The sequence below is a fragment of the Mycolicibacterium rhodesiae genome, assembly GCF_002086695.1.
Classification (GTDB): domain Bacteria; phylum Actinomycetota; class Actinomycetes; order Mycobacteriales; family Mycobacteriaceae; genus Mycobacterium; species Mycobacterium rhodesiae.
On record NZ_MVIH01000020.1, the window covers coordinates 49,812 to 74,852 of the forward strand.

At 67.5% G+C, this 25,041-nt stretch carries 20 protein-coding genes; 16 read left to right on the forward strand and 4 right to left on the reverse strand.

All coding sequences use genetic code 11. The features are described from left to right. Positions 1-72 precede the first annotated feature (72 nt). Together BST42_RS25770 and fdxA are read left to right on the forward strand one after the other, a co-directional pair. Positions 73-1,641 (forward strand): phytoene desaturase family protein, encoded by a 1,569-nt coding sequence (locus BST42_RS25770; RefSeq protein WP_083122515.1) that lies wholly within the window; start codon positions 73-75, stop codon positions 1,639-1,641. After that, entirely contained in the window at positions 1,638-1,967 is a 330-nt protein-coding gene (gene fdxA, locus BST42_RS25775; RefSeq protein ID WP_083122517.1) for a ferredoxin, read from the forward strand. The genes BST42_RS25770 and fdxA overlap by 4 nt, the downstream gene beginning before the upstream one ends. Here fdxA and BST42_RS25780 read toward each other — a convergent pair. Both BST42_RS25780 and BST42_RS25785 read right to left on the reverse strand, forming a co-directional pair. Continuing rightward, positions 1,964-3,295 (reverse strand): HNH endonuclease signature motif containing protein, encoded by a 1,332-nt coding sequence (locus BST42_RS25780; RefSeq protein WP_083122519.1) that lies wholly within the window; start codon positions 3,293-3,295, stop codon positions 1,964-1,966. The genes fdxA and BST42_RS25780 overlap by 4 nt on opposite strands. Positions 3,296-3,397: 102 nt before the next feature. Beyond that, the gene (locus BST42_RS25785) at positions 3,398-4,978 is read right to left on the reverse strand and encodes an FMN-binding glutamate synthase family protein (protein ID WP_083122521.1); all 1,581 of its coding nucleotides are present in this window, start codon (positions 4,976-4,978) and stop codon (positions 3,398-3,400) included. 119 nt (positions 4,979-5,097) lie between these two features. On the opposite strand from BST42_RS25785, the gene pheS reads away from it, so the two are divergent. Genes pheS through BST42_RS25850 form a run of 13 tightly spaced genes read left to right on the forward strand, consistent with a single transcriptional unit; the run spans position 5,098 to position 18,785 of the window. Next, entirely contained in the window at positions 5,098-6,141 is a 1,044-nt protein-coding gene (pheS, locus tag BST42_RS25790; RefSeq protein WP_083122523.1) for a phenylalanine--tRNA ligase subunit alpha, read from the forward strand. After that, positions 6,141-8,636 (forward strand): phenylalanine--tRNA ligase subunit beta, encoded by a 2,496-nt coding sequence (gene pheT, locus BST42_RS25795; RefSeq protein ID WP_083122525.1) that lies wholly within the window; start codon positions 6,141-6,143, stop codon positions 8,634-8,636. Before pheS ends, pheT begins: the two co-directional genes overlap by 1 nt. 53 nt (positions 8,637-8,689) lie before the next feature. Continuing rightward, positions 8,690-9,739, forward strand: a complete 1,050-nt coding sequence (gene argC / locus BST42_RS25800; protein WP_083122527.1) for an N-acetyl-gamma-glutamyl-phosphate reductase — start codon at positions 8,690-8,692, stop codon at positions 9,737-9,739. 35 nt (positions 9,740-9,774) lie between these two features. Continuing rightward, positions 9,775-10,995 carry a bifunctional glutamate N-acetyltransferase/amino-acid acetyltransferase ArgJ gene (gene argJ, locus BST42_RS25805; RefSeq protein WP_083122576.1) on the forward strand — a complete coding sequence of 407 codons (1,221 nt, stop codon included), beginning with the start codon at positions 9,775-9,777 and terminating at the stop codon, positions 10,993-10,995. Then, positions 10,992-11,861, forward strand: a complete 870-nt coding sequence (argB, locus tag BST42_RS25810) for an acetylglutamate kinase (RefSeq protein ID WP_083122529.1) — start codon at positions 10,992-10,994, stop codon at positions 11,859-11,861. The genes argJ and argB overlap by 4 nt, the downstream gene beginning before the upstream one ends. After that, positions 11,861-13,027: an acetylornithine transaminase gene (locus tag BST42_RS25815; protein ID WP_083122531.1), complete on the forward strand. Its 1,167-nt coding sequence runs from the start codon at positions 11,861-11,863 to the stop codon at positions 13,025-13,027. The genes argB and BST42_RS25815 overlap by 1 nt, the downstream gene beginning before the upstream one ends. Then, positions 13,024-13,953 carry an ornithine carbamoyltransferase gene (gene argF / locus BST42_RS25820; protein WP_083122533.1) on the forward strand — a complete coding sequence of 310 codons (930 nt, stop codon included), beginning with the start codon at positions 13,024-13,026 and terminating at the stop codon, positions 13,951-13,953. Before BST42_RS25815 ends, argF begins: the two co-directional genes overlap by 4 nt. Beyond that, positions 13,932-14,435 (forward strand): arginine repressor, encoded by a 504-nt coding sequence (locus tag BST42_RS25825; RefSeq protein WP_083122577.1) that lies wholly within the window; start codon positions 13,932-13,934, stop codon positions 14,433-14,435. The genes argF and BST42_RS25825 overlap by 22 nt, the downstream gene beginning before the upstream one ends. Before the next feature lie 24 nt (positions 14,436-14,459). Then, positions 14,460-15,668, forward strand: coding sequence for an argininosuccinate synthase (locus BST42_RS25830; RefSeq protein WP_083122535.1), 1,209 nt, complete (start codon positions 14,460-14,462; stop codon positions 15,666-15,668). Further along, positions 15,665-17,077, forward strand: coding sequence for an argininosuccinate lyase (gene argH, locus BST42_RS25835; protein ID WP_083122537.1), 1,413 nt, complete (start codon positions 15,665-15,667; stop codon positions 17,075-17,077). The genes BST42_RS25830 and argH overlap by 4 nt, the downstream gene beginning before the upstream one ends. A gap of 33 nt (positions 17,078-17,110) precedes the next feature. Further along, the gene (locus BST42_RS25840; protein WP_083122538.1) at positions 17,111-17,725 is read left to right on the forward strand and encodes a hypothetical protein; all 615 of its coding nucleotides are present in this window, start codon (positions 17,111-17,113) and stop codon (positions 17,723-17,725) included. Then, complete coding sequence (locus BST42_RS25845) at positions 17,722-18,276, forward strand: hypothetical protein (RefSeq protein ID WP_083122540.1); 555 nt, start codon at positions 17,722-17,724, stop codon at positions 18,274-18,276. The genes BST42_RS25840 and BST42_RS25845 overlap by 4 nt, the downstream gene beginning before the upstream one ends. Positions 18,277-18,284: 8 nt before the next feature. Then, on the forward strand, positions 18,285-18,785 hold the full coding sequence (locus BST42_RS25850; protein WP_237159592.1) for a hypothetical protein: 501 nt from the start codon (positions 18,285-18,287) through the stop codon (positions 18,783-18,785). Here the strand turns inward: BST42_RS25850 and BST42_RS25855 are convergent. Beyond that, on the reverse strand, positions 18,763-20,076 hold the full coding sequence (locus BST42_RS25855; protein ID WP_083122543.1) for a hypothetical protein: 1,314 nt from the start codon (positions 20,074-20,076) through the stop codon (positions 18,763-18,765). The two genes, BST42_RS25850 and BST42_RS25855, sit on opposite strands and share 23 nt — an antisense overlap. Before the next feature lie 30 nt (positions 20,077-20,106). Beyond that, entirely contained in the window at positions 20,107-21,894 is a 1,788-nt protein-coding gene (locus BST42_RS25860; protein WP_083122545.1) for an ABC-F family ATP-binding cassette domain-containing protein, read from the reverse strand. Positions 21,895-22,052: 158 nt separating this feature from the next. On the opposite strand from BST42_RS25860, the gene BST42_RS25865 reads away from it, so the two are divergent. Continuing rightward, positions 22,053-25,001, forward strand: coding sequence for an acyl-CoA synthetase (locus BST42_RS25865; protein ID WP_237159594.1), 2,949 nt, complete (start codon positions 22,053-22,055; stop codon positions 24,999-25,001). Positions 25,002-25,041: the final 40 nt, after the last annotated feature.

The following is a 25,041-nucleotide window of genomic DNA, read 5'->3' on the forward strand; positions in this document are numbered from 1 at the left end:
TTTTCGCACAATGTCTTTCGCAAATTCACGGCAGTCGTGACATCAGTTCCATCGAGTGAGGAGAAACCAACAATGACCGACTACGACGCGATCGTCATCGGGGCGGGCCACAACGGCCTGACCGCGGCGGCGGTTCTTCAGCAACGGGGCTTACGTACGGTGGTGCTCGAACAGAACACCTATTCCGGCGGCATGGCGGCAACTGTGGAGTTGATCGACGGATTCCGTTACGAGATAGCCGGTTCCGTCCAATTTCCGACCGCCCCGGAGGTCGCCGCGGCCCTGGAACTGCACACGATCCCGCAGGTCCATTCGGAGGTTCAGTCGGTCAATCTCGGTGAGGCCGGCGAGGAACCGATGATCCTGTACAGCGACCCGATGAAGTACATGACGCACCTGTCCGAGAGACACGGAACCGATGCCGTGCTGGGTATGGCCAAGATGCTCGAGTGGACCACCGGTCCCTCCCGTGCGCTGGGGCGCTTCGAGGCGCGCACCCCACCGAAGACTCTCGACGAGATGTATGCCTGCGCGACAAACGAATCCGAGCGCCGTGCGATCCACGAGATGCTGTTCGGCACGGCAATGGATATCATCGATCGCAACTTCCCGGACAAGGACAAGTACGCCACCATCCGCGGCATGCTGGCCTTCCTGGCCATCAACTCCACCTACCGCGGCCCGTTCACACCGGGCAGCGCAACCTGTCTGGCCTTCGCGATGGGTGTGCCGGACATGGACGCCACGATGATGACGAAACTGGAGGGCGGCATCGGCGCCGTCTGCGATCACCTCAAGAAACTGTTCGTCGACCGCGGCGGCGAGATCAGATATCGCACCAAGGTCGAGCAGATCCTCGTCGAGGATGAGCGGGTGACCGGAGTCCGGCTACGCGACGGCTCGGTGCTGACTGCACCCGTCGTGGTGTCCAACCTGTCGCCGGATCTGACGCTGATCGATCTGGTCGGTACCGAGTATCTGCCTGGCAACCTGGTCGAGAGGCTGGCCGGACGCGACCATCGCGCCACGTTCATCCAGATGCATTTCGCGCTGGACGGTCTGCCCGAGTTCGCCGCGCCGTACGAGCTCCTCAACGAAGAGGGCATGCAGCAGTCGGTCGGTGTCTTCGGCACACCCGAAGAGCAACAACGACAGTGGGAGATGGCGCGGGCCGGAATGCTGCCGGACAACCCGTCGTTCGGTATGCAGATCCCGTCCGTCACCGACCCGTCCCTGGCGCCGCCGGGAAAGCACGCGGCCAGTGCGTACGCCTACGGGTTCCCGGTGGAGGCGCCACGCGAACAACACGGACGGCTCAAACAAGAGATGGCCGAGACGGTGATCGACAAGATCACGAAGTTCGCGCCGAACTTCCGAGACATCCAGATTCGCCACATCACGTTCGCGCCCTATCACATGCAGACGATGTTCGGCGCGCCCGACGGAGACTTCTGCCACGGTCTGCTGCACCCGGACCTGATGGGCCCGAACCGCCCGGGCCCCAAGGGATTCCTGGACATCCAGATCCCGATACAGGGGTTGTATCTGGGCGGCGCCGGCTGCCACGGCGGCCCCGGCATCACCTTCGTCCCGGGATACAACGCGGCGTACGCGGCGCTGGACGACCTGGCGGCATCATGACTTACGTCATCGGCGAGCCCTGTGTGGACATCCGCGACAAGGCGTGTGTGGACGAATGCCCGGTCGACTGCATCTACGAAGGGCAGCGGATGTTGTACATCCATCCCGACGAGTGCGTCGACTGCGCGGCCTGTGAGCCGGTGTGTCCGGTCGAGGCGATCGTCTACATCGACGACGCCACCGACCAGTGGCAGCCGTACGTGGCGGCCAACGTGGACTTCTTCGCCGATCTCGGATCACCAGGCGGGGCAAGGATGCTCGGTCCGCAAGCGTTCGATGCCGCGCTCGTCGCAGGGCTGCCGCTTAAGGACGTTGCCGAACACTAGCTGCATTCGCCGTTTCCGGGCAGTAGTCGTTCTGGGTGGTGGTAGGTGTTGGTGCCTGCCCCGAGTGGTAGCTGTGGTGGCGGGATCCATTCGGTGTCGCCGTTGGCGAGTTTTCGGGTTTTCCAGCCGCGGTCGAGAAGTCGGTGGTCGGCTCGGCAGGCCAGGGTGAGTGTGTCGATGTTGGTCAGCCCGCCGTCGGCCCATTCGTCGACGTGGTGGACCTCGGTCAGATAGCCGGGCGCGTCACAACCGGGGCGGGTGCAGCCACGTTCCTTGCTGTGCAGCATGATCCGCTGATCAGCCGACGCCACCCGTTTGGTGCGACCCAGCCACAACGCCTGACCCTTCACGCGATCGAACAGGGCTAGGTAATGATAGGCGTGGGTGGCCATCCGGATGACATCGGGGATCGGCAACAGTGTGCCGGTGGCGGTGACGGCGTGCCCGGTCTTAGCCTGAATGTCCTGCAGCGTGGCCGAGACGATCACCGTCACGGGTAACCCGTTGTGCTGTCCCAGTTTCGGGTCGCCGAGTTGACCGCGCACCAACGCTATGAGCGCGTCGTGCTGGCGTTGGGCGTGGCTACGCACATCACGGTCAGCCACCTCCCCCGAGGGGGTGAGGGTAGGCGACTGGTCGGCCGGGTTGCACACGCCAGGGGCGGCGAATTTGGTGAACCAGCCATCGAGCAGTGCCCGCAATTCCGGGTCGGCGATGAGCCGGCCCACACTCATGCCGTCGATCTGTTGGCCTCCGCACCAGGTGAATCCGCGTTTGCGGGCGCGGTCCTGATCGGAGAACACCCCGTCGGGGTTGAGGTGCAACGCCAACCGGTGGGCGACCTTCTCCAACTGATCGGGCCGCATGGCCTGGGCGTGGCCGGCCAGTGCGCGTTCGGCCTTCTCCACCTCGACCGCCGGGACATGGTCAGGCAGATCGCGGAAGAACTTCTGGATCACCCGCAGATGCTCGCCATCGAGTTGGCCGGCGTGCCAGGCCGCCGCGGTGTCCGGCAGCAGCGGCGGTAGCGGTTCGCCGGTCAGCGCCCGCCGCGGCGCCACCTGCTCGGCATCCCGCAGGCGGCGCTTGGCCTCCCGCGGACTGATCCGCAACACATCCGCCAGCGTGATCGGCACCGGCGGGCAGCCCTCGACCCGCTCCAACCGCCCCACCAGAGCATGCGAGACCGCGACCTGACGGCGTCGCGCGGTCTCCAACCGCTGCACCACGACAAAACGCTGCGGTGGACCCAGCACATCGAGATCGACTGCAGCCAACGCCTCGACCGCATCGTCGAGCGCCTCCAAGACCGCGTCTATCGAACTCATGTTCGAAAGAGTACGCCGAGGCGCCGACAAGAATGCGACGTCAAAACCGATCTGTGGAGGAACGAGGATCTGTGGAAACCCCTCAGCGCGTTGTCAATTCCACTAGCGGAACTCCTCGGCACAGGCCTCGATCCAGTCCGACCGCCAGGACTCCGGCGGATCGTCGAGCAGCTCCCCGGGCATCAGCCAGTCGTAGATCTCGGCGTAGGTGCGGGTGCGCTGACCCTCGATGCGGCGGTTGAGCATCGACGGCTCCAGCTCGTCGAATCCGTTGAGTCCCATGGAGGCGACGATCTGGGCAGCGCTGGCAACGGTCGCGCGTTGGAAGTTGACCACTCGCTCGATCTTGTCGGGAACATAGAGCGCCCGGGCCCTGGCCTTGTCCTGGGTGGCGACACCCGTCGGGCATCTGTTGGTGTTGCACTTCATCGCCTGAATGCACCCGACCGCGAACATCATCGCTCGGGCGGACATCGTGAAATCCGCACCCTGGCAGATGCGGCTGACGATGTCGACCCCGCTGGCGACCTTGCCGGAGGCCCCGATCCTGATGTGGCCGCGCAACCCCGTCCCGATTAGACAGTTGTGCACCAGCATCAGTCCCTCGGTCAGTGGCATGCCGACGTGATCCTCGAATTCCTGTGGCGCCGCACCCGTTCCACCCTCAGAACCGTCGACGATGATGAAGTCCGGGGTGATCCCGGTGTGCAGCATCGCCTTGCAGATCGACAGGAATTCGGTGCGCGCGCCGATGCACAGCTTGAACCCGACCGGTTTGCCGCCGGACAGGCTGCGCAGCGTCGCGATGAAATGCATCATCTCCAGCGGGGTCCTGAACGCGGTGTGCGCCGGCGGGGACACCACCGTCTGCCCGATCGGCACGCCGCGTGTCGCGGCGATCTCCGCACTCACCTTGGCGCCGGGCAGCACCCCGCCGAGGCCGGGCTTGGCGCCCTGGGACAGCTTGATCGAGATCGCCTTCACCGTCGGCCCGGCCGCTTTCTCCTCGAACAGCGCGGCATCGAAGTGACCACCGCCGTCGCGGCACCCGAAGTAGCCGGAGCCGATTTCCCAGATCAGGTCGCCGCCGTGCTTGAGGTGATACGGGCTGATGCCGCCCTCACCGGTGTCGTGGGCGAATCCGCCGCGGGCGGCGCCGCCGTTGAGAGCCTCGATCGCATTGCCCGACAGCGCACCGAAGCTCATCGCCGAGACGTTCAACAGCGCGATGTCGTAAGGCTGCGCGCAGTCCGGACCACCCAGCCGCACCCGCGGTGCCAGTTCGGACGCGAAATGAGCCCGCAGGGAGTGGCGGAGGAATTCGTAGCCCAACGCGTTGACGTCCCGTTCGGTGCCGAACGGCTCATCGCTCTTGGTGCCCTTCGCCCGTTCGTAGACCATGTCGCGGGTCTCTCGATCGAACGGACTGGCCTCGGTGTTCGACTCGATGAAGTACTGCCTGATCTCGGGGCGCAGCGCCTCGGCCAGCCAACGGGCGTGCGCGAGCACCGGGTAGGACCGCAGGAGGGTGTGCCGGGTCTGCAGCAGGTCCCAGGTGCCCAATGCCGCGATCGCGCCCAGCGGCGCGGCGATCAGCCACCACCAGGGACTGGATGCCAACGCGAGCGCCGCGGCGGCCAGTGCCACCACCCACAGGGACGTGACGGCGAGGGCTCTGAGCATCGGGCTCCCTTGAGGGTGAAATGCCTGCGAGGCGTCATTCTGGCATCACCTATGATCGGCACTTGCGTCACACCCGTGGCGGAAATAAGCCCAGCTGCGAAAAAGGAGTGTCTTGCCGCGTGGGTTCCCAACCCGTCGACTTGTCGCAGGAATCGCTGACAGAGGCCATCAGCGCGGCCCGGCACGCCTTCGAAGAGGCGGCCGACCTTGATGCGCTGGCCCGCGCGAAGACCGATCACCTGGGCGACCGCGCGCCGCTCGCGCTGGCCCGTCAGGCGCTGGCGACTCTGCCGAAGGCCGATCGCGCCGAGGCAGGCAAGCTGGTGAACGTCGCCCGCGGCGATGCCCAGCGCAGCTACGACGAGCGACTCGCGGTGCTGCGCGCCGAGCGTGACGCGGCGGTCCTGGTTGCCGAGGCCATCGACGTCACGCTGCCCTCGACACGGCAGCCCGTCGGGGCGCGGCACCCGATCACGATCCTCGCCGAGCACGTCGCCGACACCTTCATCGCGATGGGCTGGGAGCTGGCCGAAGGCCCCGAGGTCGAGACCGAGCAGTTCAACTTCGACGCGCTGAACTTTCCGCCCGACCATCCGGCGCGCAGCGAATCCGACACGTTTCACATCGCCCCGGAGGGTTCGCGCCAGCTCCTGCGCACCCACACCTCCCCGGTCCAGGTGCGCACGCTGCTGGACCGCGAGTTGCCGGTCTACATCGTGTCGATCGGCCGGACATTCCGCACCGACGAACTGGACTCCACTCACACCCCGGTCTTCCATCAGGTCGAGGGACTCGCCGTGGACCGCGGGCTGACGATGGCTCACCTGCGGGGCACGCTCGATGCGTTCGCCCGTTCCGAGTTCGGCGAGGGCGCCCGCACCCGGATGCGGCCGCACTTCTTTCCGTTCACCGAACCCTCTGCCGAGGTGGACATCTGGTTCCCGAACAAGAAGGGCGGCCCAGGCTGGGTCGAGTGGGGTGGCTGCGGCATGGTCAATCCGAACGTGTTGCGCGCCGCAGGTATTGATCCTGAGGTCTACTCGGGCTTCGCATTCGGGATGGGCCTCGAGCGCACGTTGCAGTTCCGCAATGGCATTCCCGACATGCGCGACATGGTCGAAGGCGACGTGCGGTTCTCGTTGCCGTTCGGGGTCGGCATCTGATGCGGCTTCCCTACAGCTGGCTGCGTGAAGTCGTCCAGCGCGGCGCACCCGACTGGGATGTCGAGCCGCACGACCTCGAACAGGCCCTCATCCGCGTCGGCCACGAGGTCGAGGACATCATCGCCCTCGGCCCGGTGAGTGGACCGCTGACTGTCGGGCGGGTCACCGCGATCGAAGAACTGACCGAGTTCAAAAAGCCGATCCGGGCGTGCAAAGTCGATGTGGGCGAAACCGAGGATCGCGACATCGTCTGCGGCGCAACCAACTTCGCTGTCGGTGATCTCGTGGTCGTCGCGCTTCCCGGCACCACGCTTCCCGGTGACTTCCACATCGCCAGCCGCAAGACGTACGGCCGTCTCTCCGACGGCATGATCTGCTCGGCGGCTGAATTGGGTTTGGGCGCGGACCATTCCGGCATTCTCGTGCTGCCGCCAGATACCGCCGAACCCGGCGCGGACGGTATTGCCGTGCTCGGACTCGACGACGTGATCTTCGATCTGGCGGTCACTCCGGACCGCGGCTACGGCATGTCGGTGCGTGGCATCGCCCGTGAAATCGCCTGTGCCTACGACTTGGACTACGACGACCCGGCCGATGTTCCGCCGCTGCCCGCTGAGGGTGTGGCTCTGCCGGTCACCGTCGAACCAGGCACCGGCGTCAGCCGTTTCGCGCTGCGGCCGGTCACCGGTATCAATCCGAATGCGTTGTCGCCGTGGTGGTTACGTCGGCGGTTGATGCTGTGCGGTATCCGGCCCATCTCGCCGGCCGTCGACGTCACCAACTACGTCATGCTCGAACTCGGCCACCCGATGCACGCACACGACCGCAGCCGCATCAACGGCGAATTCGTGGTCCGGTTCGCCAAGCCGGGGGAGACGGTCGTCACGCTCGACGACATCGAACGCAAACTCGATCCGGCCGACGTGCTGATCGTCGACGATGTCGCGACAGCGGCCATCGGCGGCGTGATGGGCGCGGGCACCACTGAGATCGACGACGACTCCACCGACATCCTGCTGGAAGCCGCGGTCTGGGATCCGGCCGCGGTGTCACGGACGATCCGCCGTCTGCACCTGGTCAGCGAGGCAGGCCGGCGCTACGAACGCTCCGTCGACCCCGCCATCTCCGTTGCCGCGGTCGATCGGTGCGCGCGACTGCTCGCCTCGATCGCCGGCGGCACCATCGAACCCACGCTCACCGACTGGCGCGGCGACCCGCCACGCGACGACTGGTCCCCGCCGCCGGTGCGGATCCGCTTCGATCTGCCCGATCAGCTGGCGGGAGTGGAATACGACGGCGGCACCACGGTCAAGCGGTTGACCCAGATCGGCGCCGAGGTGACCGAGGACGAGGCCGACCCCGCGATCCTCGTCGTCACCCCGCCGAGTTGGCGGCCGGATCTGGCCCAGCCCGCCGACCTGGTCGAAGAGGTGCTGCGGCTGGAAGGCCTGGACAAGATCCCGTCGGTGTTGCCCACCGCACCCGCCGGCCGTGGCCTGACCGCCGAGCAGAAGCGGCGTCGCGCGGTCGGCAAGGCGCTGGGCATGTCCGGCTATGTCGAGGTGCTGCCCACTCCGTTTCTGCCCGCAGGCGTCTTCGATCAGTGGGGCCTGCCGGACCGCGATCCGCGCCGGGTCACCACCACGGTGCTCAACCCGCTGGAGGCCGACCGGCCGAGCCTGGCCACCACGTTGCTGCCGGCTCTGCTGGAAGCGTTGTCCCGCAACGTTTCTCGAGGCTTCGGTGACGTCGCGCTGTTCTCCATCGCGCAGGTGGTGTACCCCACCGACCAGACCAAGGGCGTCGAGCTGATCCCGACGCACCGCCGGCCGAGCGACGAGGAAATCGCCGCGCTGGACGCCTCGCTGCCGAGTCAGCCGGTGCACGTCGGTGCGGTGTTGACCGGTCTGCGCGAGCCCCGCGGACCGTGGGGTCCTGGGCGGCCAGTGGAGGCCGCCGACGCCTTCGAGGCGGTGCGGACCATCGCCCGTGCCTGCGGTGTAGACGTGACGCTGCGCGCAGCGCAGTACCTGCCGTGGCATCCCGGCCGTTGCGCTGAGGTTCTCGTCGACGGGAAGGTGGTCGGCCATGCCGGGCAGCTACATCCGTCGGTCATCGAGCGCTCCGGGCTGCCGAAGGGCACCTGCGCAGTCGAACTGGACCTGGATGCCGTGCCGATCGTCGCGACGCTGCCCGCCCCGCGGGTCTCGCCGTTCCCGGCGGTGTTCCAGGACGTCAGCCTGGTCGTCGCCGGTGATGTGCCTGCTGCCGCGGTGGTCGACGCCGTTCGTGACGGTGCCGGCGAGCTGCTGGAAGATGTTGCGCTGTTCGACGTCTACACCGGGCCGCAGGTCGGCGCGGACCGCAAGTCGCTGACGCTGGCGCTGCGCTTCCGGGCGCCCGACCGGACGCTGACCGAGGACGAGGCGAGCGCCGCCCGCGATGCGGCGGTGGCTGCGGCCGCCGAGGCGGTCGGCGCCGAGCTGCGGGGTTAGTTGTTCCCGCTCGCTCGCCAACCCAGAATGAATTTGCATACGGTTGCATAACCATGCAGAATCGCGGAATGACTTCGGTGGCGATTGCCGGCGCCAGTGGCTACGCCGGTGGTGAAATCCTGCGCTTGCTGCTCGGACACCCGGCCTACGCGGACGGCCGTCTGACCATCGGCGCGCTGACCGCCGCCGCCAGCGCGGGCACACACCTGGGCGAGCATCACCCGCATCTGTTACCGCTGGCCGGCCGGGTGCTCGAGCCCACCGAGACCGGGATCCTTGCGGGCCACGACGTGGTGTTCCTTGCCCTGCCGCACGGCCATTCCGCGGCGCTCGCCGAGCAACTCGGCGACGACACCGTGATCATCGACTGTGGCGCCGACTTCCGGCTCACCGACGCCGAGGACTGGCAGCGGTTCTACGGCTCGGAGCATGCGGGCAGCTGGCCCTACGGGCTGCCCGAACTGCCGGGCGGTCGGGACCGGCTGCGGGACACCAAGCGGATCGCCGTGCCGGGCTGCTATCCGACCGCCGCGCTGCTGGCGCTGCTGCCGGCGGTCGCCGCGGACCTCGTCGAGCCCGCGGTCACCGTGGTGGCCGTCAGTGGCACCTCCGGCGCGGGCCGCGCCGCCAAGGTCGACCTGCTGGGTTCGGAGGTCATCGGCTCGGCGCGCGCGTACAACATCGCCGGCGCGCACCGGCACACCCCGGAGATCGCACAGGGGCTGCGCGCGGTGACCGACCGCGACATCACGGTCTCGTTCACTCCGGTGTTGATCCCGACGTCCCGCGGCATTCTGGCCACCTGCACCGCCCGCACCCAGGCATCGGTGTCCGAGATTCGCGCGGCGTACGAAAAGGCGTATGACGCCGAACCGTTCATCCACCTGCTGCCCGAAGGCCAGCTGCCCCGCACCGGTGCGGTGATCGGCAGTAACGCCGCGCAACTGGCGGTGGCCGTCGACGCCGATGCCGGCGTGCTGGTCGCGGTGTGCGCCATCGACAACCTGGTGAAGGGCACCGCCGGTGCGGCGGTGCAATCGATGAACCTGGCCCTTGGCTGGGCCGAGACCGAAGGGCTGTCGATCGTGGGAGTGGCACCGTGACGCAGATCGGCGGGCAGGACCGAAGCGACTCGGGAATGAATACCGACCAAACCAAACTGGTTCGCACCCAAGGGATTACCGCGCCTGCTGGCTTCCGCGCGACTGGAATCGCGGCCGGTATCAAGAAATCTGGTGCGCTTGACCTGGCGCTGGTGTTGAACGAAGGTCCCGACTACGCGGCCGCGGGGGTGTTCACCCGCAATCAGGTGAAGGCCGCTCCGGTGCTGTGGAGCCAGCAGGTGCTCACCACCGGCCAATTGCGTACCGTGCTGCTGAACTCGGGCGGCGCGAATGCCTGTACGGGTGCGGCGGGCTTCCAGGACGTCCATGCCACCGCCGAGGCCGTCGCCGCGGCACTGTCGCAGTGGGGCACTGAGACCGGACCCATCGAGGTCGCGATCTGCTCGACCGGCCTGATCGGCGACCGCCTGCCGATGGATAGGGTGCTGGCCGGTGTCACCGAGATCGTCCACGAACTCGGCGGCGGACTGACCGGCGGTGACGAGGCCGCGCGGGCCATCATGACCACCGATACCGTACCGAAACAGGTTGCCCTGCATCACGCCCCGGAAACAGGGGAGAACTGGACCGTCGGCGGCATGGCCAAGGGTGCGGGCATGCTCGCCCCCTCGCTGGCCACCATGCTGGTGGTGCTCACCACCGACGCCGTGGCTGACAGCGCCGCGCTCGATACCGCGTTGCGCCGGGCCACCGCCAAGACCTTCGACCGCCTCGACGTCGACGGCAGCTGCTCGACCAACGACACGGTGCTGCTGCTCGCCTCCGGTGCCAGTGAGATCGCGCCCAGTCAAGACGATCTGGACGCGGCCGTGCTTCGGGTGTGCGATGACCTCTGCGCACAATTGCAGGCCGATGCCGAAGGCGTCACCAAACGCATCGCGATCACCGTCACCGGGGCGCCCAGTGAGGACGACGCGGTGACCGCAGGCCGGATCATCGCGCGCGACAGCCTGGTCAAGACGGCGCTGTTCGGTTCCGACCCGAACTGGGGACGGGTGCTCGCCGCGGTGGGGATGGTGCCCTTCGAGATCGACGCGCAGCGGATCACCGTGTCGTTCAACGGGTTCCCGGTCTGCATCGACGGCGCCGGCGCGCAGGGAGCCCGCGAGGTGGACCTCTCGGGCCCGGACATCGAGGTGACGGTCGATCTCAACCTCGGCGACGGGCACGCGACCATCCGCACCACCGACCTGTCCCACGCGTACGTCGAGGAGAACTCGGCCTACAGCTCATGACCGCGACCGTGAACACCAAGGCGGCGGTCCTCGCCGAGGCGCTGCCGTGGCTCAAGCAGCTGAACGACAAGATCGTCGTCATCAAATACGGCGGCAATGCGATGACCGACGAGCGGCTCAAGGCCGCCTTCGCCGACGACATGGTGTTCCTGCGCAACGCAGGCATTCACCCGGTCGTGGTGCACGGCGGCGGTCCGCAGATCAGCGCGATGCTCAAAAGGCTGGGCATCGAAGGCGAATTCAAGGGCGGCTTCCGGGTCACCACACCTGAGGTGCTCGACATCGCCCGGATGGTGTTGTTCGGTCAGGTCGGCCGCGAGCTGGTGAACCTCATCAACGCCCACGGCCCGTACGCGGTCGGCATCACCGGGGAAGATGCACAGTTGCTCACCGCGGTGCGCCGCGGCGTCACCGTCGACGGTGTCCTGACCGACATCGGCCTGGTGGGCGACATCGAGCAGGTCAACTCCGCCGCCGTCCTGGATCTCATTGCCGCCGGGCGCATTCCGGTGATCTCGACCATCGCACCCGATGCCGACGGTGTGGTGCACAACATCAACGCCGACACCGCCGCCGCGGCGGTGGCCAAGGCCCTCGGCGCCGAGAAGCTGTTGATGCTGACCGATGTCGAGGGTCTCTACACCAGCTGGCCCGACCGGGATTCGCTGGTCAGCCAGATCGACACCACGACTCTGGCCGAGATGCTGCCGAACTTGGAGGCCGGAATGATCCCGAAGATCGAGGCCTGCCTGCGGGCCGTCGAGGGTGGGGTCCCGAGCGCACACGTGATCGACGGGCGCGTCGAACACTGCGTGCTGGTCGAGTTGTTCACCGATGAAGGCACCGGAACGAAGGTGATCCCCTGATGTCACTGCTGGACAGATGGTCCGACGTCATGATGGACAACTACGGAACGCCGCCGTTGGCACTGGCCAGCGGCGACGGCGCCGTCGTCACCGACGAGAACGGCAAGACGTATGTCGATCTGCTCGGCGGCATAGCGGTCAACATCCTCGGCCACCGTCACCCGGCGATCATCGACGCGGTCACCACCCAGTTGAACACGCTGGGCCACACCTCGAACCTGTATGCCACCGAGCCGGGTATCGCGTTGGCCGAAGCGCTGGTCGACCAATTGGGCGCGCCGGCCCGGGCGTTCTTCTGCAACTCCGGTACCGAGGCCAACGAGGTCGCCTTCAAGATCACCAGGCTGACCGGTCGCACGAAACTCGTTGCCGCCCAGAATGCCTTCCACGGCCGCACCATGGGCTCGCTCGCCTTGACCGGCCAGCCCGCCAAGCAGGCACCATTCGAACCGCTGCCGGGCTTCGTCACTCATGTGCCCTACGGCGACGTCGAGGCGCTCGCGGCAGCCGTCGATTCGGACACCGCGGCGGTGTTCCTCGAACCCATCATGGGTGAGGGGGGCGTGGTGGTGCCCCCCGAGGGTTACCTGGTCGCCGCGCGGGAGATCACCAGCCGCCACGGTGCGCTGCTGGTGCTCGACGAGGTGCAGACCGGAGTCGGGCGCACCGGTGCGTTCTTCGCCCACCAGCACGACGGCGTCACGCCCGACATCGTCACGCTGGCAAAGGGACTCGGCGGTGGACTCCCGATCGGGGCATGCCTGGCGATCGGACCGACCGCCGACCTGTTGACGCCGGGACTGCACGGCAGCACTTTCGGTGGCAACCCGGTGTGCACCGCGGCCGCGCTGGCGGTGCTCAAGGTGCTGGCAGCCGACGACCTGGTCACCCGCGCCGACGTCCTCGGCAAGACGCTGAGTCACGGCATCGAGGCGCTCGGCCACCCGTTGGTCGACCATGTCCGGGGCCGGGGTCTGTTGCGCGGTGTGGTGCTGACCGCACCGCAGGGCAAGATCGTCGAAACCGCCGCCCGCGACGCCGGTTTCCTGGTCAACGCCGCGGCACCCGACGTGGTGCGACTGGCCCCGCCGCTGATCATCACCGAAGCGCAGATCGACAGTTTCCTGCACGCACTACCCGCGATCCTGGATGAGGCGGCCCGATGAGCACTCTGAGACATTTCCTGCGCGACGATGACCTGAACCAGCAGGAGCAGGCCGAGATCCTGGAACTGGCAGCCGTTCTCAAGAAGGAGCCGATGAGCAGGCGCCCGCTGGAGGGTCCGCGCGGCGTCGCGGTGATCTTCGACAAGAATTCCACCCGCACGCGGTTCTCGTTCGAGGTGGGCATCGCCCAGCTCGGCGGGCACGCCGTCGTGGTCGATGGCCGTGCCACCCAGTTGGGTCGCGAAGAGACCCTCGAGGACACCGGCCGGGTGCTGTCGCGCTACGTCGACGCGATCGTCTGGCGCACCTTCGCTCAACAGCGGCTGAACGCGATGGCCTCCGCGGCAACGGTTCCCGTGGTCAACGCGCTGTCGGACGAGTTTCACCCGTGCCAGGTGCTGGCCGACCTGCAGACGCTGGTCGAACGCAAGGGCTCGCTGAACGGCCTGCGGATGACCTACTTCGGCGACGGCGCCAACAACATGGCGCACTCGCTGATGCTCGGCGGGGTGACCGCAGGCATCCACGTCACGATCGCCGCACCGGCCGGATTCGAGCCGCACCCGATGTTCGTCGCCGCCGCCGAACACCGCGGCAGGCAGACCGGCGCAACCGTCACGCTCACCACCGATGCGGTCGCCGGGGCGAAGGGCGCTGACGTCCTGGTCACCGACACCTGGACGTCGATGGGGCAGGAGAACGACGGCCTTGACCGGGTTGTGCCGTTCCGGCCCTTCCAGCTCAACGCCGGCCTGCTCGACCATGCTGACTCCGATGCCGTTGTGCTGCACTGCCTTCCGGCCCACCGCGGGCACGAGATCACCGACGAGGTGATCGACGGTCCGCACAGTGCGGTGTGGGACGAGGCCGAGAACCGGCTGCACGCCCAGAAGGCGCTGCTGGTCTGGTTGCTGGAGCGCACGTGACCAGCGAGGTCAGCACGACACGAGCCGGGCGGCAGGCCCGGATCGTGGCGCTGCTGTCCGCCCAGTCGGTGCACAGCCAGAGTGAGCTCGCCGCGCTGCTTGCCGACGAGGGCATCGAGGTCACCCAGGCGACGTTGTCGCGTGACCTCGAGGAGCTCGGTGCGGTCAAGCTGCGCGGTGCCGACGGTGGCAGCGGCGTCTACGTCGTGCCCGAGGACGGCAGCCCGGTCCGGGGGATCTCCGGCGGCACCGAGCGGGTGTCCCGCCTGCTCGGCGATCTACTGGTGTCCACCGACGCCAGTGGCAACCTGGCCGTGCTGCGCACCCCGCCCGGTGCGGCGCACTATTTGGCCAGTGCGATCGACCGGGCCGCATTGCCCGACGTCGTCGGCACCGTGGCCGGCGACGACACCATTCTGGTGGTGGCCCGCGAGCCGATGACCGGCGCGCAACTGGCCACCATGTTCGAGACCATTCACTAGAACCCAAAGGCAAAGGAGCACTTCATGTCCGAACGCGTCATCTTGGCGTATTCCGGCGGCCTGGACACCTCGGTGGCCATCAGCTGGATCGGCAAGGAGACCGGCAAGGAGGTGGTGGCCGTCGCCATCGACCTCGGCCAGGGCGGCGAGGACATGGAAGTCGTTCGCCAGCGCGCCCTCGATTGCGGTGCCGTCGAAGCGGTCGTGGTCGACGCTCGCGATGAGTTCGCCGAGCAGTACTGCCTTCCGGCCATCCAGTCCAACGCCCTGTACATGGATCGCTACCCGCTGGTGTCGGCGCTGAGCCGGCCGCTGATCGTCAAGCATCTCGTGACGGCGGCCCGCGAACACCGCGGTGGCATCGTCGCGCACGGTTGCACCGGCAAGGGTAACGACCAGGTCCGCTTCGAGGTCGGATTCGCTTCGTTGGCGCCCGATCTCGAGGTGCTGGCACCGGTTCGCGACTACGCCTGGACCCGGGAGAAGGCGATCGCGTTCGCCGAGGAAAATGCCATCCCGATCAACGTCACCAAGCGTTCGCCGTTCTCCATCGACCAGAACGTGTGGGGTCGTGCGGTGGAAACCGGCTTCCTGGAACACCTCTGGAACGCGCCGACCAAGGACGTGTACGACTACACCGAAGATCCGACGCTGAACTGGAGCACGCCCGACGAGGTGATCGTCGGCTTCGAGAAGGGGGTGCCAGTATCCATAGATGGACGCGGCGTTTCCGTCTTGCAGGCCATCGAGGAGCTCAATCACCGGGCCGGTGCGCAGGGCGTCGGCCGGCTCGACGTCGTCGAGGACCGGCTGGTCGGCATCAAGAGTCGCGAGATCTACGAAGCCCCGGGCGCGATGGTGCTGATCACCGCCCACACCGAGCTCGAGCACGTCACGCTGGAGCGTGAACTCGGCCGGTTCAAGCGTGGGACAGACCGAAAGTGGGGCGAGCTGGTGTACGACGGCCTGTGGTTCTCGCCGCTCAAGCGCTCCCTGGAGGCCTTCGTCGCCGACACCCAGCAGCATGTGACAGGCGAGATCCGGATGGTGTTGCACGGCGGGCACATTGCGGTCAACGGCCGGCGCAGCCCCACGTCGCTGTACGACTTCAACCTCGCCACCTACGACGAGGGCGACACCTTCGACCAGTCGTCGGCCAAGGGATTCGTCCACGTGCACGGGTTGTCGTCGAAGATCGCCGCTCGCCGGGACCTGGCAGGCAATCAGACGTGAGCACCAACGAGGGCTCGCTGTGGGGCGGCCGCTTCGCCGACGGCCCGGCGCCCGCCCTGGCGGCGCTGAGCAAATCCACTCATTTCGACTGGGTACTGGCGCCCTATGACGTGGCCGCCTCCAAGGCCCACGCCAAGGTGCTGCACACCGCGGGCCTGCTGACCGACGAGCAGCGCGACGGGTTGCTCGCCGGTCTGGACAGTCTGGGACAGGATGTCGCCGACGGCAGCTTCACCCCGCTGGTCACCGACGAGGACGTCCACGGGGCGCTGGAGCGCGGCCTGATCGACCGGGTCGGTCCGGATCTCGGTGGCCGCCTGCGGGCGGGACGGTCGCGAAACGACCAGGTGGCCACCCTTTTTCGGATGTGGCTGCGAGACGCGATGCGACGGATCGCCGACGGAGTTCTCGACGTGGTGGGAGCATTGGCGACGCAGGCCGCGGCCCACCCGACGGCGATCATGCCGGGCAAGACCCACCTGCAGGCCGCGCAACCGGTGCTGCTGGCCCACCACCTGCTGGCGCACGCGCACCCGCTGCTGCGTGATGTCGACCGCATCGCCGACTTCGACGACCGCACCGCGGTGTCGCCGTACGGCTCGGGCGCGCTCGCCGGCTCGTCGCTGGGACTGGATCCCGACGCCATCGCCGAGGAGCTGGGTTTCGCTGCCGCGGCGGACAATTCGATCGACGCCACTGCCGCTCGCGACTTCGCCGCCGAGGCCGCCTTCGTGCTGGCGATGATCGGGGTCGACCTGTCCCGGCTGGCAGAAGACATCATCCTGTGGAGCACAACCGAATTCGGTTACGTAACGCTGCACGACTCCTGGTCGACCGGCAGCTCCATCATGCCGCAGAAGAAAAACCCGGACATCGCCGAGCTCGCCCGCGGCAAGTCGGGCCGGTTGATCGGCAATCTCACCGGCCTGCTGGCCACGCTGAAGGCCCAGCCGCTGGCCTACAACCGGGACCTGCAGGAAGACAAGGAGCCGGTCTTCGACTCGGTGGCCCAACTCGAACTCGTGCTACCCGCGATGGCCGGACTGGTCGCCACCCTGCGATTCGACACCGACCGGATGGCCGCACTGGCCCCGGCCGGCTACACCCTGGCCACCGATGTCGCCGAGTGGCTGGTGCGCCGTGGCGTGCCGTTCCGGGTGGCGCACGAGGCGGCCGGCGAGGCGGTGCGGGCAGCCGAGGGCCGCGGGGTTGGCCTCGACGAGCTCACCGATGAGGAACTGGCTGTGATCAGCGGTGAGCTGACCCCGGAGGTGCGTGGCGTGCTGACCGTGGAGGGATCGGTGTCCTCCCGCGACGCCCGCGGCGGCACCGCGCCGACCCAGGTTGCCGGCCAGCTCGGTGTGGTGCGCGACAGCGTCGAGAACCTGCGCATCCGTTTGCGCCGCTAGAACGCCGCACGCGACCCACTACGATCGCCAGGTATGGGGGAAGCGCCGGATACGGCCGCCACGCCGCGGCGGGGTGTTCGTGGCTGGTTCGCCGGCCTCAGCCTGAGCCAGATCGGCCAGCTTCTGACCGTCGTCATTCTTGCCGGCACCGCGCTGTTCGGCGGGCTCGACACCGTCGACTCCGCCGTCACCGAGTTCACACCGGGTAAAGAGTTCAGCGACAACGCGTTCACCGTCACGCTCGAGCGCGCAACCCTGGTCGACGAACTGCGGGCGGGCACCACGCTAATCGCGCCGAAGACGCCAGGCCGGACGTATCTGGGCATCGTCATGAAGATCCGCAATGACGGAACCGTCCCGGCGTATCTCGACGATGAGATCGACCTGCGCGACCAGCCGGACAAGCGGTTCTACGGCGTCGTCCGCGTGACCGACGGCAGCCCGGTCCCAAGTCTCGGCCCGGGTCTGACCGAGGAAGTCGGCGTGCTGTGGACCTTGCCGCACAACGCGCTGCACCCGGGTGATTCCGTGACCGTCCGGATCTGGAAGAAGAAATTCACCGAGCTCATGGTCACCTACGGGCGGACATGGGTGGACAGCGAGACCGAGTACGGCCAGGCGACACTTCCGGTGCGGGGCAAGCAATGAGCCGTCGGAGTCTGGTCGTGGCGGTGGCAACCGTGGTGGCGATCGCGTTGGCGACCCTGGTGTGGTTGCACCTGCCGGCCAATACGACCATCTATGCGCCGTTCGACGTTCACGCGGGAATCGGCAGCCGGGCCGTCGGCCAGAATCTGTCGGCGACCGTCACCCACGCCTCGATCACCCCAACCGTGACAGCTCAGCAGTCCCGGAAACCCTATGCGGCAGCAGGTGTGTGGGTGGTGGCGCTGACGACGCTCGAGGCTTCCCGTGAGCCGGTGCTGCCGCACGCCGAGTTGCTGGTCGGCCCCAACACCTACGCGCCGACCACCCAGCTGTTGTCGGGCGCCGATCTGGTGCAACCCGGAATCGCTCAACAGCGGACCTGGGCATTCGACGTGCCGCCCGATCTGATGAAGACGGTCCCGTCTGTGGTGATGCGGGTCTGGGGAGGCGACGGGCGACTCGATTCACGCTTGGTGATCGATCTCCCGCTCGCCGATGTCGACCGGCTGAGTTCGATCGTCGTAGCACCGTCGAAACTGGGGGCGCAATGAAGCTGCCCGTGCCACGAAAACTGTGGCAGCGCAATGCCTTGGCGATGGTCGTGGTGGTCGCGGCGCTGGCGGTTCTGGTGGTGGTCGACTTCTGGCCCGACTGGTCACGGTACCGGGATACGGTGTCCCCGCCGCACGTCATCGCCGCCGGGCGGAGCGGCACCGTCGACGGCCAAACCTGGTCGATATCGGGTGTTCGGCACCTCGACAGGACGCCCGGCCCGAGTGCTCGCCCACTGCCCAAAGGGACTGTCCTGCAGGTGGTGTCGATCGACCGAACCAACGGCCCCGCCGGCGACCTGTGCACTGGTGTCATCACCGACGGCACCCGCCGGTGGCAAGCCGAAAGTGTCGGCGGTTTCTCCGCTGTCCTGCCGGACAACGTCTCTGACCGATGCACCAGGCCAGGTCCCGTGCAATTCAGTTTCCTGCTTCCGCGGGACGTCGTCCCCACCGCCGTCGACGTGACGAACCTCGACGGCCGGATCAGGCTGCGGCTGCAGCTGTAGTCGACGCCTCGGGCTCGGCATCGTGCGCGATGTGCTCGACGCAATACGCGAATGTGCTTGCTACCAAACAGATTCGCAGCGGCTCCACGACGAGATGCGACACCAGGCTCACGGTGCCGCCGAAGCCCTGCCAGAAGGTCTGGGGCTGCGGACCGATGACCCAGGCGACGCCGCGTAGAAGGTAGCCGTCGCCGAGCTGGGCCCGGTAGAAACTTCCCGTCATGTCGAGCCACGCCAGTCCCAGGTAGCCGAGCACGTACAGCGACAACGCCAGGACGCCGCCGTGCAGCACGATGCGCGCCGAGTCGGTGATGGGGCGGAACTTGCCGACCTGATCCACCCCGTAGTCGACGACCTTCTCGCGCACCGCTTTCGGGATCACGCTAACGCGTTTCTGCAGGCGCTTCCCGGTGGGCGCCGAGCGGTCGATCCAGGTGCTCGCCCGCTGACCGCCCATGCGCTGCAGCACGCTGCGCCAGTCGGCTGTCGAGGTGACGCCGTAGACGATGCCCGCCACGGCAAGCCAGATCAGCGGCACAGCGGCGCCCCCGAACACGGTGCGCAGCGCCCACATCACGACATCCCACACTTTCTCCAGCGGGGAGAAGTAGGAGAACATGTCGGCGCGGGTATCGCTCAGCCACACCATCACTCGCCGGTGAGCCACCCAGTCCCCGGGCTTGGTCAGGATCGTGACCCCCTGATTGACCGAGAAGCTCAGCACCAGGAACACCCAGAGTGCGTCGACATACAGCCGCACCACGACCAGCCACGCAGGCAAGCGGTCCTTGAGCTTGCTCAGCACCGTGCGGAGCACCAGGGCCGCGCCGATGAGCACCCACGTACCCGCGCCGACGGGAAGTTCGGCGGCGTGCAGATCGGTGGGCGCCCCACCGTTGACAACCGCCATCATCGACTCACCGACCCGGTACTGCAGCGCGCGCTGCTCGAAGGCCAGCCAGTCCTCGCGAAACATCTGCCATGCGAGATAGATCGCGAAGAACGGCACAACGACGGTGGAGAACAGATCGATACGGCGGGCCGGTCGGCGCCCCAGCGCCGCGAGCACCGGGAACGCCGGGCGCAGCACCAGGAACATCGCCACGTAGGAGCCCAGCCGCGCCATCCCGGCGAGCGGCATGATCAGCGACGCCCACCAGTGGTTGTCGTAGCCGGCCCACGCGGCCCATTCGATGGCGCCGCGGCGGCCCAGCACGCCGAGCAGGTACAGGGCAGCCAGTTGCGGCCAGTACTGCCCGAAGACGCGCAGCGGCCGCAGCAGGTAGCGCATGGCTGACATCCTACGAAGCCTGCCGCCGATTCACTCGAGTCGTTCCGAGAGATCCAGCCAGCGTGCCTCGAGGTCCGTGACCTCGTCTTCGAGTGAGCGCAGCTGTTGTGTCAGCTTGCTCAAGCCCACGTGGTCGGACTGATCGTGCTCGGCCAGTTCGACATGTTTGGCGTTCACCCGGTCGGACAGCTTCGCGAGGGCCCGGTCCAGAGACGCGATTTCCTTTTCGACACTGCGCAATTCGGCACCTGACAGCGCCTCGGACGGTGATGCGGGGCCGGATCCTTTGGGCGAGCCGGGCGTCGCGGCGGCGGGTTGCGCCTTCGCCAGCCGCAGGTACTCGTCCACGCCTCCCGGAAGGTGGCGCAGTCGTCCGCCGAGGATCGCGTACTGCTGGTCGGTGACGCGCTCGAGGAGGTAGCGATCATGGGACACCACGATCAGGGTGCCCGGCCAGGAGTCCAGCAGATCCTCGGTGGCCGCCAACATGTCGGTGTCGACATCATTGGTGGGCTCGTCGAGGATCAGCACGTTCGGCTCGGACAGAATCGTCAGCAACAGCTGGAGCCTGCGCCGTTGGCCACCAGAGAGTTCCCCGACCCGCGCCGAAAGGTGTTCGCGACGGAAGCCGAGGCGTTCCAGCAGCTGAGCCGGCGTGACGTCCTTGCCGTCGACAGAGAAGGTTGTCTGCAGCTGGGCAAGAACCTCGCGGACCATATCGCCCTCGAAGCCGGCCAAGATGCCTGCCTGCTGGTCGAGCATCGCCAGCTTGACGGTCTTTCCGCGCTTGACCCTGCCGCTGTCGGGTGTGACCGTGCCCGCGATCAGGCCGAGCAGCGTCGACTTGCCTGCACCGTTCGCGCCGAGAATTCCGGTGCGCTCGCCGGGCGCGATCCGCCACTCGATATCGCGCAGCACCTGTCGACCGTCGTAGGTCACCCCGACGTCGAGGAGGTCGACGACCTCTTTACCCAGCCGGGCGGTCGCGAGCTTGGCGAGTTCGATCGGGTTGCGCAGCGGCGGTACATCTTCGATCAGCTGGTTGGCGGCCTCGATGCGGAACTTCGGTTTGGACGTCCGCGCCGGCGCACCGCGCCGCAACCACGCCAGCTCCTTCTTCATCAGGTTCTGGCGCTTGGCCTCCACCGTCGCGGCCTGCCGATCCCGTTCGACCCGCTGCAGAATGTAGGCCGCATAGCCGCCGTCGAACGGTTCGACGATGCCATCGTGAACCTCCCAGGTGGTCAGGGCCACCTCGTCGAGGAACCACCGATCATGGGTCACGACGAGAAGCCCGCCACTGGTACGGGCCCACCGCGTCCTGAGGTGCCCGGCCAGCCAGGTGATGCCCTCGACATCGAGGTGGTTGGTGGGCTCGTCGAGCGCGATCACATCCCAGTCGCCCATCAACAGCCGGGCCAGCTGGACGCGGCGGCGCTGACCGCCGGACAGCGTGGATACCAGCGCATCCCAGGCGATGTCCGCGACCAGACCGCCGACCACATCGCGGACCTTGGGGTCGCCGGCCCACTCGTGATCAGCCAGGTCGCCGACCAGAACGTGCCCGACCGTGCTGGCGCCGTCGAGGGTGTCGGATTGGTCGAGTGCGCCCACGTGGATGCCCGTGCGACGGGTCACCCGTCCGGAATTCGGGGTCAGCTGTCCGGTCAGCATGCTCAGCAGGCTGGACTTGCCGTCGCCATTGCGGCCGACAATGCCGATGCGGTCGCCTTCGTTGACTCCGCCGGTCACGGAGTCGAAGACCACCTGAGTCGGGAATTGCAGATGGAGGGCTTCGGCTCCGAGCAGGTGTGCCACTGGCATGAGGCTACTGGGGAGAACGCAAAGCGACGGGACGCGGATCGGCCTTATGCCATGATGTGCTGGCTGTCGGGGCCTTATGCAGCAGCGATGTGGGACAGGGGAGAGCCGTGGATCTGAACTTGTCGGCGGTCACCAGGCCTGTGGAGCGCCTGATGGCGACGGCGCAGAACGGGTTCGAGGTCTTGCGCTTGGGCGGTCTGGAAACCGGGGCGGTGCCCTCGCCTTTCCAGATCGTCGAGAGCAAGCCGATGTACAAGCTCCGGCGCTACTTCCCGCCTGACAGCAGGGCCCGTCAGCGGCCTGCCGGGCCGCCGGTCCTGATGGTCCACCCGATGATGATGTCGGCGAACATGTGGGATGTCACCCGGGAGGACGGCGCCGTCGGCATCCTGCACGAGGCGGGCATCGACCCGTGGGTGATCGACTTCGGTTCGCCCGACGAGGTCGAGGGCGGCATGGAACGCAACCTCACCGACCACATCGTCGCGCTCAACGAGGCCATCGACACCGTCAAGGACACCACGGGCCAGAGCGTCCATCTGGCGGGCTATTCGCAGGGTGGCATGTTCTGCTACCAGACCGCGGCCTACCGGCGGACCAAGGACATCGCCAGCATCGTCGCGTTCGGCTCGCCGGTGGACACCCTTGCCGCGCTGCCGATGGGCATCCCGCCCAACATCGGTGCGGTGGCCGCGGACTTCATGGCCGACCACGTGTTCAATCGCATCGACGTCCCGGGATGGCTGGCCCGCACCGGTTTCCAGATGCTCGACCCGCTCAAGACGGCGAAGGCCCGCATCGACTTTCTGCGTCAGCTGCATGACCGCGATGCGCTGCTGCCCCGTGAGCAACAGCGGCGCTTCCTGGATTCCGAAGGCTGGATCGCTTGGTCCGGCCCCGCGGTCTCCGAGTTGCTCAAGCAGTTCATCTCGCACAACCGGATGATGTCGGGCGGGTTCAACATCAACGGCCAGTTGGTGACGTTGTCCGACATCACCTGCCCGGTGCTGGCTTTCGTCGGCGAGGTCGACGACATCGGTCAGCCCGCCTCGGTGCGCGGCATCAAGCGCGCCGCCCCCGGCGCTGACGTCTACGAGGTGATGATCCGGGCCGGCCACTTCGGTCTGGTGGTCGGATCCAAGGCGGCGACGGCCACGTGGCCGACTGTGGCGGACTGGGTGCGCTGGCTGTCCGGGCAGGATTCCCGCCCCGCCGCCATCACGCCCATGCAGGACAGCGACGCCGAGCCGGACGAGTCCGGCGTGGCCCTGTCCGCGCGGCTGATGCACGGCGTGGCCGAGGCGTCGGAAGTCGCCTGGTCGTTGGCGCGCGGTGCGGCCGGGGCGGTGGTGAACACCAGGAAGTCGATGCGCACGCTCGCGGTGGAGACCGCCCGCACGCTGCCGCGCCTGACTCGGCTGGGGCAGATCAACGACCACACCAGGATTTCGCTGGGCCGCATCATCGACGAGCAGGCCGACGGTGCGCCCAACGGTGAGTTCCTGTTGTACGACGGGCGGGTGCACACCTACGAGGCGGTGAACCGACGGATCAACAACGTGGTCCGCGGCCTCATCTCGGTCGGCGTGCGGCAGGGCGTACGGGTCGGTGTGCTCATGGACACCCGGCCGTCAGCGCTGGTGGCGATCGCCGCGTTGTCCCGCCTCGGTGCGGTGGCGGTGCTGATGATGCCTCCCGACGCCGACCTCGCCGAGGCGATCCGCATCGGTGGAGTCAGCGAGGTCATCACCGACCCGGGCAACCTCGACGCGGCCCGCAAACTCTCGGTCAAAGTGCTGGTTCTCGGCGGCGGCGAGACCCGCGACCTGAATCTGCCCGACGACAGCAATGTCGTCGACATGGAGAAGATCGATCCGGACGCCGTCGCACTGCCGGGTTGGTACCGGCCCAACCCGGGCTTCGCGCGGGACCTGGCGTTCGTCGCGTTCAACACCGTGAGCGGGGCGCTGGTGCCCAAACAGATCACCAACTATCGCTGGGCGTTGTCCGCGTTCGGCACCGCCTCTGCCGCGGCGCTGGGCCGCGGGGACACCGTGTACTGCCTGACGCCGCTGCACCACCAGTCCGGGTTGCTGGTGAGCCTCGGCGGCGCGGTGGTCGGCGGCACCCGCATCGCGTTGTCGCGCGGGCTGCACCCGGACCGCTTCCTCACCGAGATCCGGCAATACGGGGTCACGGTCGTCTCCTACACGTGGACGATGCTGCGCAGCGTTGTCGACGACCCGGACTTCCGGTTACGCGGCAACCATCCGGTACGGCTGTTCATCGGCTCGGGCATGCCGCCTGGGCTGTGGCAGCGGACCGTCGACGCCTTCAGCCCGGCCAACGTCGTCGAGTTCTTCGCCACCACCGATGGCCAGGCTGTGCTGGCCAATGTGGCCGGCGCGAAGATCGGCAGCAAGGGCCGTCCGCTGCCCGGCGGTGGCCAGGTCGAGTTGGCGGCCTACGACGCCGACGACGACCTGATCCTGGAAGACGACCGTGGGTTCGTCGCGGTCGCCGAACCCAACGAGGTGGGTGTGCTGCTGGCCCGGCCGTGGGGGCCGATCGATCCGACCGCCTCGGTCAAGCGTGGCGTGTTCGCCCCGGGTGACACCTGGATTTCGACCGAGTACGTGTTCCGGCGCGACGCCGACGGCGACTTCTGGCTGCTGGGCAATCGTCCGCTGCTGATCCGCACCGAGCGCGGCGTGGTGTTTCCGGAGTCGGTCACCGACGCCGTCAGCCGGATCAATGCCGTCGACCTGGCCGCCACCTACAGCGTCGAGGAGGCGGGCGGAGTCGTCGCTGTCACCGCGATCACACTGCGCGACGGCATGTCCGTGACCACCGCGGACCTGACCGACGCGTTCGCGTCGATGCCGGTCGGCCTGGCGCCCGACGTGGTGCACGTGGTGCCGGAGATCCCGCTCAGCGCCACGTTCCGCCCGACGGTGTCGGCGTTGCGCGCCGACGGGATACCGAAGGCATCTCGTAACGCCTGGCATTTGGAGCCCGATACGGGGAAGTACAAGCGTTTGACGGCTGCGGCGCGCGCTCAGCTTTGCGGTACCGGCGACTCGAGCGGTACCGAGAACTGAGCCTCTGCCCAGGTCGCGCGGCGCTGTTAGGCTCGCCGAT

Excerpts from the sequence above, each read along its gene's own strand:
- argJ (WP_083122576.1), top strand. The coding sequence starts at position 9,775 with ATGAATACCGACCAAACCAAACTGGTTCGCACCCAAGGGATTACCGCG.
- BST42_RS25785 (WP_083122521.1), bottom strand. The coding sequence starts at position 4,978 with ATGCTCAGAGCCCTCGCCGTCACGTCCCTGTGGGTGGTGGCACTGGCC.
- pheT (WP_083122525.1), top strand. The coding sequence starts at position 6,141 with ATGCGGCTTCCCTACAGCTGGCTGCGTGAAGTCGTCCAGCGCGGCGCA.
- fdxA (WP_083122517.1), top strand. The coding sequence starts at position 1,638 with ATGACTTACGTCATCGGCGAGCCCTGTGTGGACATCCGCGACAAGGCG.
- BST42_RS25845 (WP_083122540.1), top strand. The coding sequence starts at position 17,722 with ATGAGCCGTCGGAGTCTGGTCGTGGCGGTGGCAACCGTGGTGGCGATC.
- BST42_RS25770 (WP_083122515.1), top strand. The coding sequence starts at position 73 with ATGACCGACTACGACGCGATCGTCATCGGGGCGGGCCACAACGGCCTG.
- BST42_RS25830 (WP_083122535.1), top strand. The coding sequence starts at position 14,460 with ATGTCCGAACGCGTCATCTTGGCGTATTCCGGCGGCCTGGACACCTCG.
- BST42_RS25865 (WP_237159594.1), top strand. The coding sequence starts at position 22,053 with ATGGCGACGGCGCAGAACGGGTTCGAGGTCTTGCGCTTGGGCGGTCTG.
- argC (WP_083122527.1), top strand. The coding sequence starts at position 8,690 with ATGCAGAATCGCGGAATGACTTCGGTGGCGATTGCCGGCGCCAGTGGC.
- BST42_RS25780 (WP_083122519.1), bottom strand. The coding sequence starts at position 3,295 with ATGAGTTCGATAGACGCGGTCTTGGAGGCGCTCGACGATGCGGTCGAG.
- BST42_RS25855 (WP_083122543.1), bottom strand. The coding sequence starts at position 20,076 with ATGCGCTACCTGCTGCGGCCGCTGCGCGTCTTCGGGCAGTACTGGCCG.
- argF (WP_083122533.1), top strand. The coding sequence starts at position 13,024 with ATGAGCACTCTGAGACATTTCCTGCGCGACGATGACCTGAACCAGCAG.
- BST42_RS25840 (WP_083122538.1), top strand. The coding sequence starts at position 17,111 with ATGGGGGAAGCGCCGGATACGGCCGCCACGCCGCGGCGGGGTGTTCGT.
- BST42_RS25815 (WP_083122531.1), top strand. The coding sequence starts at position 11,861 with ATGTCACTGCTGGACAGATGGTCCGACGTCATGATGGACAACTACGGA.
- argB (WP_083122529.1), top strand. The coding sequence starts at position 10,992 with ATGACCGCGACCGTGAACACCAAGGCGGCGGTCCTCGCCGAGGCGCTG.